The 14266-nt window shown below is 48.1% G+C and carries 11 protein-coding genes; 8 read left to right on the forward strand and 3 right to left on the reverse strand.

The features are described 5' to 3' along the window. Window positions 1-99 precede the first annotated feature (99 nt). The 8 genes from dnaA (at window position 100) to ELR70_RS24765 (ending at window position 10267) form a co-directional block, all read left to right on the forward strand. The gene (dnaA, locus tag ELR70_RS04910; RefSeq protein WP_054016201.1) at window positions 100-1503 is read left to right on the forward strand and encodes a chromosomal replication initiator protein DnaA; all 1404 of its coding nucleotides are present in this window, start codon (window positions 100-102) and stop codon (window positions 1501-1503) included. A gap of 9 nt (window positions 1504-1512) precedes the next feature. After that, window positions 1513-2616 (forward strand): DNA polymerase III subunit beta, encoded by a 1104-nt coding sequence (gene dnaN, locus ELR70_RS04915; RefSeq protein WP_054016202.1) that lies wholly within the window; start codon window positions 1513-1515, stop codon window positions 2614-2616. 20 nt (window positions 2617-2636) lie between these two features. Then, the gene (recF, locus tag ELR70_RS04920; protein WP_054016203.1) at window positions 2637-3725 is read left to right on the forward strand and encodes a DNA replication/repair protein RecF; all 1089 of its coding nucleotides are present in this window, start codon (window positions 2637-2639) and stop codon (window positions 3723-3725) included. 12 nt (window positions 3726-3737) lie between these two features. Next, window positions 3738-6161, forward strand: coding sequence for a DNA topoisomerase (ATP-hydrolyzing) subunit B (gene gyrB / locus ELR70_RS04925; protein ID WP_054016204.1), 2424 nt, complete (start codon window positions 3738-3740; stop codon window positions 6159-6161). A 321-nt stretch (window positions 6162-6482) separates the two neighbouring features. Continuing rightward, the gene (glyQ, locus tag ELR70_RS04930) at window positions 6483-7382 is read left to right on the forward strand and encodes a glycine--tRNA ligase subunit alpha (RefSeq protein WP_054016205.1); all 900 of its coding nucleotides are present in this window, start codon (window positions 6483-6485) and stop codon (window positions 7380-7382) included. A gap of 2 nt (window positions 7383-7384) precedes the next feature. Further along, entirely contained in the window at window positions 7385-9454 is a 2070-nt protein-coding gene (gene glyS, locus ELR70_RS04935; protein WP_054016206.1) for a glycine--tRNA ligase subunit beta, read from the forward strand. 64 nt (window positions 9455-9518) lie between these two features. After that, window positions 9519-9977 (forward strand): hypothetical protein, encoded by a 459-nt coding sequence (locus ELR70_RS04940; RefSeq protein ID WP_054016207.1) that lies wholly within the window; start codon window positions 9519-9521, stop codon window positions 9975-9977. Between the two features lie 128 nt (window positions 9978-10105). Beyond that, complete coding sequence (locus ELR70_RS24765; RefSeq protein WP_160317403.1) at window positions 10106-10267, forward strand: hypothetical protein; 162 nt, start codon at window positions 10106-10108, stop codon at window positions 10265-10267. A gap of 46 nt (window positions 10268-10313) precedes the next feature. Here the strand turns inward: ELR70_RS24765 and tusA are convergent, their stop codons facing one another. The 3 genes from tusA to fadB form a co-directional block, all read right to left on the reverse strand. Further along, window positions 10314-10553 carry a sulfurtransferase TusA gene (tusA, locus tag ELR70_RS04945; RefSeq protein WP_054016208.1) on the reverse strand — a complete coding sequence of 80 codons (240 nt, stop codon included), beginning with the start codon at window positions 10551-10553 and terminating at the stop codon, window positions 10314-10316. 153 nt (window positions 10554-10706) lie between these two features. Next, the gene (fadA, locus tag ELR70_RS04950) at window positions 10707-11876 is read right to left on the reverse strand and encodes an acetyl-CoA C-acyltransferase FadA (RefSeq protein WP_054016209.1); all 1170 of its coding nucleotides are present in this window, start codon (window positions 11874-11876) and stop codon (window positions 10707-10709) included. Window position 11877: 1 nt separating this feature from the next. Further along, entirely contained in the window at window positions 11878-14040 is a 2163-nt protein-coding gene (gene fadB / locus ELR70_RS04955; RefSeq protein WP_054016210.1) for a fatty acid oxidation complex subunit alpha FadB, read from the reverse strand. Window positions 14041-14266 lie beyond the last annotated feature (226 nt).

A 14266-nucleotide genomic window follows, 5' to 3' on the forward strand; every position in this document is an offset into this window, starting at 1 on the left:
CCGTCGATCCTTTGGATTAGCTGTGTATAACCTTGTTGGTAAATCCTGCGATATCCTGAGTTTTTATGTACGGGAATATTAACTATTTCGGAGTGCGACGTGTATCTGTCGGTTTGGCAAAGTTGTTTATATGTTTTGCAAGATGAGCTGCCTTCTCAGCAGTTCAATATGTGGGTGCGGCCACTACAAGCAGAAAGTACCGAAGATACCTTGACCATCTATGCGCCAAATCGATTTGTTTTGGACTGGGTGAGAGAAAAGTATTTAAATCGCATCAGTGAACTACTGACAGAGATCTGTGGTGACGAAGCACCTGAGCTGCGATTTGATGTAGGTAGTAAACCTATTGGCGCGGTCAATAGTGCGCCTGCTTCAGGTGAAAGTAGTCTGAGTACACAAGCCGGAGCGGTGAATAAGCCGGCGGCATCACCAGTGGGTGCCTCTAGCCCGGCTAAAGTGGAGCCCGCCCCAAAATCTGGGGTTAAGTCCAACATCAAAGAAAACTATACGTTTGATAATTTTGTTGAGGGTAAATCGAACCAGCTGGCAAAAGCTGCTGCAACTCAGGTTGCTGATAACCCGGGCTCTGCGTTTAATCCGGTCTTTATTTATGGCGGTACAGGCCTGGGCAAGACTCACCTGTTACACGCGGTAGGCAATGGCATCATAGATAAGAAGCCAGACGCAAAAATTGTCTACATGCATTCTGAGCGTTTTGTTCAGGACATGGTTAAAGCGTTACAGAACAATGCCATTGAAGAATTTAAGCGTTACTATCGCAGTGTTGATGCGCTAATGATCGATGACATTCAGTTTTTTGCTAATAAAGAGCGTTCGCAGGAAGAATTCTTTCACACTTTTAATGCCTTATTAGAAGGCAATCAGCAGATCATTCTTACGTCGGACAGATATCCAAAAGAAATCGAAGGGGTTGAAGATAGACTTAAGTCTCGTTTTGGTTGGGGCCTGACGATTGCCATTGAGCCACCCGAATTGGAAACAAGAGTTGCCATTCTTATGAAAAAGGCACAGCAGAGTAATATCAATCTGCCCCATGAAGTCGCCTTTTTTATTGCCAAAAAATTACGCTCCAACGTGCGTGAGTTGGAAGGGGCACTGAACCGGGTGATTGCTAATGCGAACTTTACCGGCAGACCCATTTCCATCGAATTTGTAAAAGAAGCGCTGCGCGATTTGCTTGCACTTCAGGATAAGCTGGTCACGATTGATAATATTCAACGTACAGTGGCCGAGTACTACCGGATCCGAGTGTCTGACTTATTGTCTAAGCGTCGGAGTCGATCAGTTGCTCGACCAAGACAAGTGGCGATGGCGCTGTCTAAAGAACTAACCAATCACAGTTTGCCTGAAATTGGTGATGCTTTTGGCGGGCGCGATCACACAACCGTGCTACACGCGTGTCGCAAAGTGAAAGCACTGCGTGATGAAAGTCACGAAGTGAAAGAAGATTATCAAAACCTGATCAGAACATTGTCGTCTTAAGGGCCTAGTATGCAAATTACGATTTCAAGAGAACAGTTTTTAAAACCCTTGATGCAGGTCTCGGGAGCCATTGAGCGAAAACACACACTGCCTATTTTATCCAACGTTTTGGTTGAGGTAAAAGAAGGTGTGTTGTCTATGACGGGCACTGACTTAGAGATTGAACTGGTTGCGAACGTCACGCTGGAAGAGCAAGTTGCCAATGCAAGTATTACTTTGCCTGCAAAAAAATTGCTCGATATCTGTAAGAGTTTACCGGATGGATCTTTACTGCAATTAAGCAGTCAGGAACATCAATTGCTTTTGACCAGTGGCCAAAGCCGTTTCTCTTTAACAACTTTGGCTGCGGAAGATTTTCCAAATCTTGAGCAGTGGGATGGTGAGGTTGAATTTCAGATCACGCGGTTGGAACTACGCCAACTGTTAGAAGCGACGCACTTCTCAATGGCCAACCAGGACGTACGTTACTATCTGAACGGGATGTCCTTTGAGGTCGACAACAGTGAAATTAAAACGGTTGCGACCGATGGTCACCGTCTGGCGATTGCACAACATCAGTTGTCGGAATCACTTAATACACAGCGTCAGTTGATCATCCCGCGTAAGGGGGTTCAAGAGATCATGCGTTTGTTGCCAGCTGACGATGAACCTTTGACCATTCAATTTGGTAGCAATCATATTCGTATTTTGGATCCCGAGTTTACTTTGACCAGTAAGCTGGTGGATGGTCGCTTCCCTGACTATCGCCGAGTATTGCCCCGCGGAGGTGATAAGCTTGTGAATGCGAACCGTGAATGGCTGCGTAGTGCGTTTCAGCGAGTCTCCATCCTGTCGAACGAAAAGTTTCGAGGTGTACGTCTCAATCTGTCGAATGGTATGTTAAAGATCAGTGCTAATAACCCTGAGCAGGAGCAGGCGGAAGAAACCGTAGAAGTTGAGTATCAGGGGGATGACCTGGAAATTGGCTTTAACGTGTCATACTTGCTGGATGTATTAAACACGCTTAAAACGGAAGATGTACAATTTACATTAGCTGATACTAACAGTAGTGCCTTGATTGAAGGGGCGAGCGACGATTCAGCTATGTACGTCGTTATGCCAATGCGCCTTTAGAATCAGGTGTGCACTCTTAAATGAGTTTAATCCAAATTTGCCTCAATGATTTTCGTAATATTGAGGCCCTTTCTTTTTCGCCAAGCGATCAGATCAATATCATTTTGGGTGAGAACGGCAGCGGTAAGACCAGCCTGCTTGAAGCCATTTATTTTCTTTCCAATGGGCGCTCATTCAGAACTAACAAACACAAGCTTATGATCCGTCATGAGCAGGCTAAGTGTGTCGTTCATGGAAAAAAACAACTTCATAGTTTGTCCATTCCCATTGGAATTAGTAAAGATCTTCAAGGCGAAACCCAGTTACGGATCCAAGGACAGTCGAGTCGAAAAATCGCTGAATTGGCGCAGATTTTACCAACACAGGTGATAACACCAGAAAGCTATGAATTGTTTTTTGGAGGTCCAAAAGAGCGGAGAAAGTTTCTAGATCTTGGAGTGTTCCACGTGGAACATCAATTTTATAGCGTCTGGAAAAACTTCAATCAGGTGCTCAAGCAGCGCAATGCTTTACTTAAATCGAAGCCTGCTCAGTACCAGCTTCAGATACGTACCTGGGACAGAGAGTTTATACGTCTGGCAGAGCAAATAAATATGTTCAGAAAGGCGTATATAAGTAGGTTTGAGCGCCATTTTTTTGATAAGATAGGGGATATAAGCCCCATCTTTAAAGGCCTTGAAATGCGCTATGACGCTGGCTGGAAAGGGGACTTGGCTGATGTGCTAAACGCCCAACTGGAGCGAGATAGCAAGCTTGGCTATACAACTAAAGGGCCGCATAAAGCTGATTTTAATTTCTATGCAAACGGTCACGGGGTTGAAAATATACTGTCTCGGGGTCAATTAAAGTTGACTCTTTATGCGTTAAAGATTGCACAGAATAATTTGATTGAGGCCGAGACCGAGAAGCAATCCATATTGCTGATCGACGATTTACCTTCGGAGCTAAGCCAGGATACGATGCTCAGTATCGCTCAGTTACTTGCAGAATGTCAGTCACAGCTGTTTATTACTGCAATAAGCTCCGAAAGTATCCAGGCCATTGTGGAACCCATGAAACGAAATGTTGAGATGTTCCACGTGGAACATGGCCGCTTAATAACAAAATAATTGGAATACACCATGTCTGATAATTACGATTCATCGAGTATTAAAGTACTGAAGGGATTGGATGCGGTAAGGAAGCGTCCAGGAATGTATATCGGGGACACTGATGATGGTACTGGACTACATCACATGGTCTTCGAAGTCGTTGACAACTCAATCGACGAAGCGTTAGCAGGACACTGTGACGATATCTTCGTTACCATCCATACTGATGGTTCTGTGTCAGTACGCGATAATGGCCGTGGTATCCCAACGGAACTGCACCCAGAAGAAGGGGTATCTGCGGCAGAAGTCATCATGACCGTGCTACACGCAGGCGGTAAGTTCGATGACAACTCTTATAAAGTATCAGGTGGCCTACACGGTGTAGGTGTTTCTGTTGTAAATGCACTTTCAGAAAAACTACAACTAACAATTCGCCGTGATGGCAAAGTGCATCAGCAGAAATACACTATGGGTGTGCCTGATGCGCCACTGGGAGTGATTGGCGAAGCTGAGAGCACCGGAACTGAGCTGAGATTCTGGCCAAGTGCCGAGACTTTCTCTGATACCAACTTCCACTACGATATTTTAGCAAAGCGACTACGTGAGCTGTCTTTCCTGAACTCTGGTGTGAGCATTATTCTCAGCGATGAGCGAGAAGACAATAAGCAAGACCACTTTAAGTACGAAGGTGGTATTCAGGCATTCGTTGAATACTTGAACCGCAAAAAAACACCTGTTCATCAAAACGTATTCAATTTCACTTCAGAACGTGAAGACGGTATAAGTGTTGAAGTCTCCATGCAGTGGAATGATGGCTTCCAGGAAAATATTTACTGTTTTACTAACAACATTCCTCAACGTGATGGCGGTACTCACTTAGCGGGTTTCCGTAGTGCCCTGACTCGTACGCTAAACAACTACATGGAAAAAGAAGGTTTTAACAAGAAAGCTAAAACAGCAAGCAACGCGACAGGTGATGATGCACGTGAAGGCTTAACTGCTGTAGTGAGTGTTAAAGTGCCAGATCCAAAGTTTTCATCTCAGACTAAAGACAAGCTTGTTTCAAGTGAAGTGAAGGGTGCTGTTGAGCAAGCTATGGCTGAAAAGCTAACAGAGTATCTACTAGAAAACCCGAGTGATGCTAAAACAGTTGTAAGCAAAATCATTGATGCGGCACGTGCCCGTGAAGCGGCGCGTAAAGCCCGTGAAATGACGCGTCGTAAGGGTGCTATGGATTTAGCAGGTTTGCCTGGCAAACTTGCTGACTGTCAGGAACGCGACCCAGCTGAATCTGAACTCTACATCGTGGAGGGTGACTCAGCGGGTGGATCGGCCAAGCAGGGCCGTAACCGTAAGAATCAGGCTATTTTGCCACTGAAAGGTAAAATTCTGAATGTTGAAAAGGCGCGTTTCGATAAGATGCTGTCTTCTCAGGAAGTTGCTACACTGATCACTGCATTGGGTTGTGGTATTGGCCGTGACGAATACGATCCGGAAAAACTGCGATATCACCGTATTATTATTATGACCGATGCGGACGTCGACGGCTCGCACATTCGTACGCTGCTGTTGACCTTCTTCTATCGTCAAATGCCGGAAATCATCGAGCGTGGTTATGTTTATATTGCTCAGCCGCCGCTGTATAAAGTGAAAAAAGGCAAACAAGAGCGCTATATTAAAGACGACAGTGCACTGACAGATTACCTGACGACCTTAGCCCTGGATGGCGCAAGCATCTACTCAAGTGAAGGTGCAGAGGCCATCTCAGGTAACCGTCTGGAAAATATGGTGCATGATTATCAGAAAACTCTGAATGTCATCGACCGCCTGACGCGTAAATATCCGCGTGCCATGATGTCTCGTCTGTTATACCAGAATGAGCTGAGCGAAGCCGATCTGAGTGATGAAGCAAAAGTAACAAGCTGGATTCAGGCGTTTGTTGCTGATCTGGATAAACATGATGAAGATGCCACTATCTACAGCGCTGAAGTGAGCTACGATGATGAGCGTCATATGTACTACCCAGTGGTCAATATCCGTCAGCACGGCGTAGATAAAGCATATACACTGAATTATGACTTCATTACCTCGAAAGATTATGCACGTATCGTGAATACAGGTAAGGCCGTAGCTAATCTGATCAGCGAAGGTGGCTATGTTCAGCGGGGCGAAAAGACCCAACCTGTCGAAACATTCGCAGAATCACTGGACTGGCTGATTGCTGAATCTAAGCGTGGCTTGTATACACAACGCTATAAAGGATTGGGTGAGATGAACCCTGATCAGTTGTGGGAAACTACTATGGATCCTACAGCTCGTCGTATGTTACGAGTGACCATTGAAGACGCCATTGCGGCCGACCAGTTGTTCGCAACTCTGATGGGTGATCAGGTTGAACCTCGCCGCGATTTCATCGAGCAAAATGCGCTACGTGTTGTAAACCTGGATGTATAAACAAGTGTGTGTGAGTGCTCATCATTGATGATATAGATTCTCACAATTCATGACACTCGATAAAAAGCCACCTCTCAGGGGTGGCTTTTTTGCGCTCTGTGATGAGCATTGTGAGCAAAGGATAAAAGCGTAACTTCTCAAACCTTACATAAATCAGAGTGCGGGTGAGCGGTATTTTTACACGCTTTTTTAGTGATAACGCTTAAAACAGCGCGGCGCTCGCGGTATACTGAGCATAATTTTCAGACATAATTAGCCCGATGCTTTGCGGTTTTTATTGAGCAAATCGGGTTCCATGTACCATACAAAAATAAGCCAACTATGCAAAAATACGATATCAAAACCTTCCAAGGGTTGATCCTGGCTTTACAGGACTATTGGGCACAGCAAGGCTGTGTGATCGCGCAGCCACTGGATATGGAAGTGGGTGCGGGGACATTTCATCCGCTGACTTTTCTCAAGTCTATTGGCCCGGAGCCAATGTCGAGCGCATATGTACAACCTTGTCGTCGCCCGACCGATGGTCGTTACGGTGAAAACCCAAACCGCCTGCAGCACTACTATCAATTCCAGGTGGTATTGAAGCCATCACCTGAAAACATTCAGGAGCTGTATCTGGGATCTCTGGAAGCGCTTGGCATCGATACTCTGACTCATGAAGTACGTTTCGTTGAAGACAACTGGGAGTCACCAACTCTGGGTGCCTGGGGTCTGGGTTGGGAAGTCTGGCTCAATGGTATGGAAGTGACTCAGTTCACTTATTTCCAGCAAGTAGGAGGCCTGGAGTGTTCGCCGGTTACGGGTGAAATCACTTATGGTTTAGAGCGACTTGCAATGTATATACAAGGTGTAGACAGTATCTATGACTTAGTCTGGACTGATGGTCCTATGGGCCGCGTGACTTATGGCGATGTGTTCCACCAGAATGAAGTCGAGCAATCAACCTACAACTTTGAACATGCGGATGTTGATGCGCTGTTCAAGCAGTTTGATCAGTGTGAACTGGAAAGTCAGAAACTGATCGAAGCGGGGCTGCCATTGCCGGCCTATGAGCAGGTGATGAAGGCATCACACGCATTTAACTTGTTAGATGCCCGTCATGCGATTTCTGTGACAGAACGTCAGCGCTATATTTTGCGCGTGCGTGCGCTGTCTAAGGCTTGTGCACAGGCTTATTATGAGGCCCGTGAGGCACTCGGATTCCCGCTTTGTAAGGATTAATCATGACCACAGAAAATCTATTAGTTGAAATTGGAACTGAAGAGTTACCGCCGAAAGCCTTACGCAAGCTGGCAGAGTCATTTGCCGAGAATATGCAGGCAGAACTGACCGGTCTTGAGCTGGCATTTGAAAATATTAGCTGGTACGCGTCACCGCGTCGCTTAGGTTTAAAAGTGTCTAACTTACAAACCCAGCAGCAGGATAAAGTCGTTGAAAAAAGAGGCCCGGCAACAAAAGCGGCGTTCGATGCCGACGGTAATCCGACTAAAGCTGCAATGGGCTGGGCACGTGGTTGTGGTATTGAAGTATCAGAAGCCGAGACATTGGAAACCGACAAAGGTGCCTGGTTGTTACATCGCGCAACCGTAGCGGGTCAGCAGGCCAGTGCTTTGTTGTCTGATGCCATTGCCAAGTCATTAGCAAAACTACCTATCCCAAAACCTATGCGCTGGGGCGCTAACAAAACGCAATTTATTCGCCCGGTACACACAGTGGCTGCGTTACTCGGCAGTGAAGTTGTAACAGGCGAAGTATTAGGTAAAGCCATTTCAAACCAGCTGCAGGGTCACCGTTTTCACCACCCTGAACGAGTGAGCATTAATCACGCCGATGAAGCATTTGAGACCCTGAGAGGGGCGTATGTCATTGCCGACTACGAAGCGCGTAAAGCACTTATCCGTGAGCAGATCAATGCAGAAGCAGACAAGCTGGGTGCGGTTGTGGCAATGGATGAAGACCTGCTTGAAGAAGTGACGGCGTTGGTTGAGTGGCCGGTAACTTTGGTGGCGTCTTTCGAGGAAGAGTTCCTGTCGGTTCCTGCGGAAGCGCTTATCTACACCATGAAAGACGATCAGAAATACTTCCCGCTACTGGATAAAGCAGGCAAGCTGATCAACAAGTTCCTGTTTGTCTCGAACATCGAAAGTAAAGATCCGAGCGTTGTTATTTCAGGTAACGAGAAAGTAGTTCGTCCGCGTTTGGCGGATGCGCAGTTCTTCTTTGAGACAGATAAGAAGAAAACTCTGGAGAGTCGTCTGGAGTCACTAGGCACTGTGTTATTCCAAAAGCAACTGGGCACATTAAAAGACAAGTCCGAGCGTATTGCTGCTTTGGCTGGCTTTATTGCTGAGCAATTGGGTGCAGATAAAGCACTGGCTGAACGCGCTGGTTTGTTGAGTAAAACGGATCTGATGACTGAAATGGTCATGGAGTTCACCGATGTGCAGGGTGTGATGGGCATGCACTATGCACGCATCGACGGTGAAGCCGAAGAGGTCGCTGTTGCACAGAATGAGCAATATATGCCGCGCTTTGCGGGCGATGCCCTGCCGTCAAACCCAATCAGTTGTGCCGTGGCACTGGCAGACAAGTTCGATACTCTGGTTGGGATCTTTGGCATTGGCCAAATCCCCAAAGGTGATAAAGACCCGTTTGCCCTGCGCCGTGCTGCCATTGGTGCATTGCGTATTATGGTTGAAAAAGAGCTCGAGCTGGACATTCATGCACTGGTCGAAAAGTCTCGTACATTGTTCGGCGACAAGCTGAGCAACGACAATGTAGCTGAAGATGTATTTGAGTTCATGCTGGGCCGTTTCCGTGCCTGGTATCAGGATGAGGGAATTGCTGTTGATGTGATCCAGGCCGTACTAGCACGTCGTCCTTCTCAGCCGGTTGATTTTGACCGTCGCGTGAAAGCCGTGAGTCACTTCAGAACGCTGGAGCAGGCAGATGCACTGGCTGCTGCGAATAAGCGTGTTAATAATATTCTGGCGAAAAACAATGTGACCAGCGATGCTGAGATCAATACGGCGTTGTTGTCAGAAGCCGCCGAGCAGCAGCTGGCGAAAGAAGTGGCGGCACTGACTGATGAACTGGCACCGGTTTATGCGCAAGGCGATTATCAGCAAGCACTGACGCGTCTGGCAAGCCTGCGCGAAGCAGTAGACAACTTCTTTGATAACGTCATGGTAATGGCAGACGACGAAGCGGTTAAGCTAAACCGCCTCGCACTGCTTAGCCAGCTGAGCCGTTTGTTCCTCAACACGGCCGATATCTCTGTCTTACAAAACTAAGACAGCCAATCTTAAAACAAGCCAGCATTCGTGCTGGCTTTTATTTTTGTGATCGGGATTAAAAATGAAACAGCACATCATCGCTTTGGTAATGGCATTGGGTTTAAGCGCCTGTTCGACGGCCCCACATCAGCCAGTGGATAATTCCTCTGGGCAGGTGACAACAAGTACCGGTGCATCTCTTGTGATGGACAGGCCGATGTATTTGCGTGGCGATTTTACTTTGTGGGATGCAGACGAAGTCTATCGGCTAACACAGGCTAAGACGGGATTGTACAGTGTACGAGTACGCTTTATGAGTCCGGGAAAAGTGTACGAATTTAAAATTGCCGATGCGAAATGGACACCAGGTTATAACTGCGGTTTTCGCTATGATGGCAAAGTGAGCCTGGGTAAACCGGTTATCGCGGATTGTGACACTGTGTACAATTACTTTGGATTTATGCCTGACAGAAAGGGCTGGTATCGAATTTCGCTGGATTTAAGAGGAGCAACTCCACAGATCATTGTGCAGCGTGATTAATACCGGTTCGCATTAATATCGGGAAAGGGATATTTGTTGCGTAATTTATTTTGCTCGAATATTGAGCTTTTTGAATTGTTCTGTTATTGTTAATTCAGAGTTAAACAATATAAAAACAAGGAAATACAATGAAAATCAAACTAAATAAAAAAGCAGTCAAACAACTTTCTGGCAAGCAAGTTCTGGCAGAGCAGGCGACACCGGCAATCAATGGTGGTAATCCGCAACAAGAATTAGCGACCTGGCATCGTGGTTGGTATTCTTGCGTTGAATGTCCAATTCTCGTGTAGTCTGAGAATAAAAATAGCTGGTGGGGTTGTTGCACCAGCTTTGCGGTTATTTCCCTTTCTTCACCAGATAGCGATAAGGGACGCTATCCACTTTTTTCGCCACCAGCGTGTGATCCATAAACTCACAGAAACTGGGAATGTCCCGGGTAGTAGACGGGTCGTCTGCCAGGATCAACAGAGTTTCACCCTCTTGCATTTTCCTCACTTTGCCACGGATCATCATCACGGGCTCAGGGCATCGTAAGCCAATCGCATCGAGAGTGTGGTCAGTGTTGTCAAAGTTCATGGCGGTACCCTTTAAAAATAAAGCGCCTATTCTAGCGCGCCTGAAGTGACAAATAAATATCCAAGTTCAGATACCCGATCACGAAAAAAGGCAAGCTACACGAAGCAGCTTGCCTTGGTCACCAAGTTAAATCTTAGGGAATGTCGTTTTAGCTTAGTCTTCAACACGCTCGAAAACGGTTGCAATACCCTGACCCAGACCGATACACATGGTCGCCAGGCCATACTTCGCGCCTTTGTCTTCCATTATATGGATCAAAGAGGTGCTGATCCGTGAGCCTGAACAGCCCAGCGGGTGACCCAGCGCAATCGCGCCACCATTGAGGTTCACCTTCTCATCTGCCACATCCAGCAAACCGAGGTCTTTCAGTACCGGTAAAGACTGTGCAGCAAAGGCTTCATTCAGTTCTGCTACATCGATATCTTCAATGCTCAGGCCTGCTTGCTTCAGCGCTTTCTGGCTGGCAGGAACCGGACCGTAACCCATGATGGATGGATCGCAACCTGCAACCGCCATCGACTTAACGCGTGCGCGAATTGGCAGGCCCAGCTCTTTGGCTTTCGTTTCACTCATGACTAGCATGGCTGAAGCACCATCCGACAGAGCTGATGATGTACCAGCTGTGACTGTGCCCGAAGCCGGGTTAAATACAGGGCGAAGCTGGCTCAGGCCTTCCATGGTGGTTTCCGGGCGGATCACTTCGTCGTGTTCAACCAGTACTGGCGCACCATCGGCATCGTGACCTTCCATTGGTAAAATTTCACGCGCAAAACGGCCTTCAACCGTGGCTGCATGGGCGCGCTGATGTGAGCGCACTGCAAAGGCATCCTGTTGCTCACGGTTAATACCGTGCAGGGTGGCCAGGTATTCCGCAGTCAGACCCATAACACCGGCGGCTTGTGCAACTGAAGTCGACAGACCCGGGTGGAAGTCATTACCGTGCGTCATAGGAACGTGGCCCATGTGCTCAACACCCCCGATCAGGTAGGTATCGCCGGCGCCAGTCATAATCGCACGTGCTGCATCATGCAGTGCCTGCATGGATGAGCCACATAAGCGGTTGACCGTGACCGCTGGTACTGTGTGTGGAATGCCAGCTAGCAGGGCGGCATTACGACCGACGTTAAAGCCTTGCTCCAGAGTTTGTTGTACACACCCCCAGTAAATGTCATCGATGGAATCCGGTGCCACTGCCGGATTGCGATCCAGCAGGCCTTTCATCAGGTGGGCACTGAGGTCTTCAGCACGTTTGTGTTTGAACACACCGCCTTTGGAGCGGCCCATCGGCGTACGAATACAATCTACGATTACTGCCTGTTCCATGTTATTGACCCTCCACTTTGTAGAATACTTTACCGGCAGCTGCCCACTCACGGGTTTGCTCCGACACCTGATAGATTTCGCCTAAGTGTGCGTACTTATCGGCGATTTTTACGAACTCTGCCAGACCCAGTTGGTCCAGATAACGGAATGCACCACCGCGGAACGGCGGGAAGCCAATACCGTAGATCAGTGCCATATCGGCTTCTTGTGGTGAGGCAACAATGCCTTCTTGCAGACACAGCAGGACTTCGTTGATCATCGGTACCATACAGCGCTCGATGATGGTTTGTTTGTCAAATTGTGCCGGCGCATCACAGATCTCGCTCAGCAGGGCAACGGCGTCAGCGTCTTTACTCTTCTTCAGGCGACCTTTGCGATCAGGCGCATACTGGTAGAAACCTTTCTGGTTTTTCTGTCCATAGCGATTCGCGTTGGCCAGATGGGCAACCGGATCTTTTTCCTGACGTGCCATGCGGGTTGGGAAACCATCCGCCATCACGCCAGTACAGTGATTGGCTGTGTCGATACCCACAACGTCCAGCAGGTAAGCCGGACCCATAGGCCAACCAAAGACATTTTCCATCACTTTATCGACTTGTGTGAAGTCAGCACCTTCCACGACGAGCTGGCTGAAACCGGCAAAGTAAGGGAAGAGTACGCGATTCACGAAGAAGCCCGGACAGTCGTTCACAACAATCGGCGACTTGCCTAGTTTCAGTGCATAGTCGACAACCGCGGCAACGGTTTCATCCGACGTTTTCGCGCCACGAATGATTTCAACCAGTGGCATTTTTGGTACCGGATTAAAGAAGTGCATACCACAGAAGTGCTCAGGACGCTCCAGTCCTTCAGCCAGTTCGTCAATGCGAATGGTTGAGGTATTTGAAGTCAGGATAGTGCCTTGTGGCAATTGTTTTTCAAGACCGGCCAGAACGGTTTTCTTGATCTGCGGATTTTCGACAACTGCTTCAACGATGATGTCGCTGCCTTCCAGGTCTCGGTCATTAAGCGTCGGCTTGATCTGCGCCAGTGTGCCGACCATTTTGTCCAGCTTCATGTGGCCACGCTCGACTTTTTTGCCCAGCAGTTTGGCCGCTTCGCCCATGCCTAAGTCCAGTGCGCCCTGGCTGATGTCTTTCATGACAATCGGCGTGCCTTTGTACGCTGACTGGTAAGCGATACCGCCACCCATGATGCCAGCGCCCAGTACCGCAGCTTGTTTGATATCAGTCTGGCTTTGCTTAGCTTGTTTCTTAGCAACACCTTTGATGTACTGATCGGCCAGGAAAATCCCGGTTTGCGCCGCCGCTTCAGCGGTTTTGGCCAGCTTGGCGAAGCTCGCGTTCTCAACGGCCATGGCTTCGTCGCGACTCATATTGGCAGCAGTCTTGATGGTTTTAACCGCCATCACAGGTGCCGGGTAGTGACCTTTGGTTTTGGCCATTACCATGCCTTCAGCCATTGCAAAGCTCATGCCTTGCTCAACGCGGTTCATTTTCAGCGGGTCAAGCTTAACCTGACGTTTGGCGCGCCAGTCCAGTTTGCCAGCTGCCGCTTGTTCCATGGTACGCAGTGCCGCGTCCATCAGCTTATCCTGAGCAACCACAGCATCTACTGCGCCTACTTTCAGGGCATCGGCTGCGCGGTTCTCTTTACCTGTGGTGATCCAGGTCATCGCGTTGTCTGCACCAATCAGACGCGGCAGACGCACAGTACCACCAAAGCCCGGCATAATGCCCAGCTTTACTTCCGGCAGGCCAATCTTGGCGCTGTCAGAGGCAATACGATAATCGGTAGCAAGTACCCACTCACAGCCGCCACCCAGTGCCAGGCCATTGACTGCTGACAGAGTTGGGAATGGTAAATCTTCTAACGCGTCAAATACGTCAGTGGCCGCTTTGATCCACTCAACCAGCTCAGCTTCCGGGCGGTCAAAGGTAGGCAGGAATTCGAAGATGTCTGCGCCAACAATAAAGTGGTCTTTGTCGGAGCTAAAGATCAGGCCGTCGATGTCATCGCGTTGCGCCAACTCTTTGAGCGCCGCATGACAATCTTGCAGGGTTTGCTGAGACAATTTGTTGACCGAACCTGGCATACAAAATTTAAACTCAGCGATTTTGCCTTTGCAGAAATCCACTACAAAGGACTCGCGTTTCATTAACATACATGTTCTCCCGTGTTTTTACACTGGTACGATGAGTTGTCATTTCATCCAGTGTGGCGTCTTTAAAAGAAAATTGCAATGAAAAATTTACCGCAGGTTTACTGCAAAGGGTTAGGCACAATGCTAAGGTGGTTTGGCTGAATATTTTCCGGGTGACGAGTTCGTCCGGACGTTAAGCTTCGGGCAAGTTGCCGCACAATAGTCTGGTGTGAAACACAGGGCTGTT

Source organism: Pseudoalteromonas sp. R3 (assembly GCF_004014715.1).
Lineage (GTDB): Bacteria > Pseudomonadota > Gammaproteobacteria > Enterobacterales > Alteromonadaceae > Pseudoalteromonas.

Coding starts and splice junctions, on each gene's coding strand:
- fadA (WP_054016209.1), bottom strand. CDS start 11,876: ATGGAACAGGCAGTAATCGTAGATTGTATTCGTACGCCGATGGGCCGC.
- tusA (WP_054016208.1), bottom strand. CDS start 10,553: ATGAACTTTGACAACACTGACCACACTCTCGATGCGATTGGCTTACGA.
- glyS (WP_054016206.1), top strand. CDS start 7,385: ATGACCACAGAAAATCTATTAGTTGAAATTGGAACTGAAGAGTTACCG.
- ELR70_RS24765 (WP_160317403.1), top strand. CDS start 10,106: ATGAAAATCAAACTAAATAAAAAAGCAGTCAAACAACTTTCTGGCAAG.
- ELR70_RS04940 (WP_054016207.1), top strand. CDS start 9,519: ATGAAACAGCACATCATCGCTTTGGTAATGGCATTGGGTTTAAGCGCC.
- gyrB (WP_054016204.1), top strand. CDS start 3,738: ATGTCTGATAATTACGATTCATCGAGTATTAAAGTACTGAAGGGATTG.
- fadB (WP_054016210.1), bottom strand. CDS start 14,040: ATGTTAATGAAACGCGAGTCCTTTGTAGTGGATTTCTGCAAAGGCAAA.
- glyQ (WP_054016205.1), top strand. CDS start 6,483: ATGCAAAAATACGATATCAAAACCTTCCAAGGGTTGATCCTGGCTTTA.
- dnaN (WP_054016202.1), top strand. CDS start 1,513: ATGCAAATTACGATTTCAAGAGAACAGTTTTTAAAACCCTTGATGCAG.
- recF (WP_054016203.1), top strand. CDS start 2,637: ATGAGTTTAATCCAAATTTGCCTCAATGATTTTCGTAATATTGAGGCC.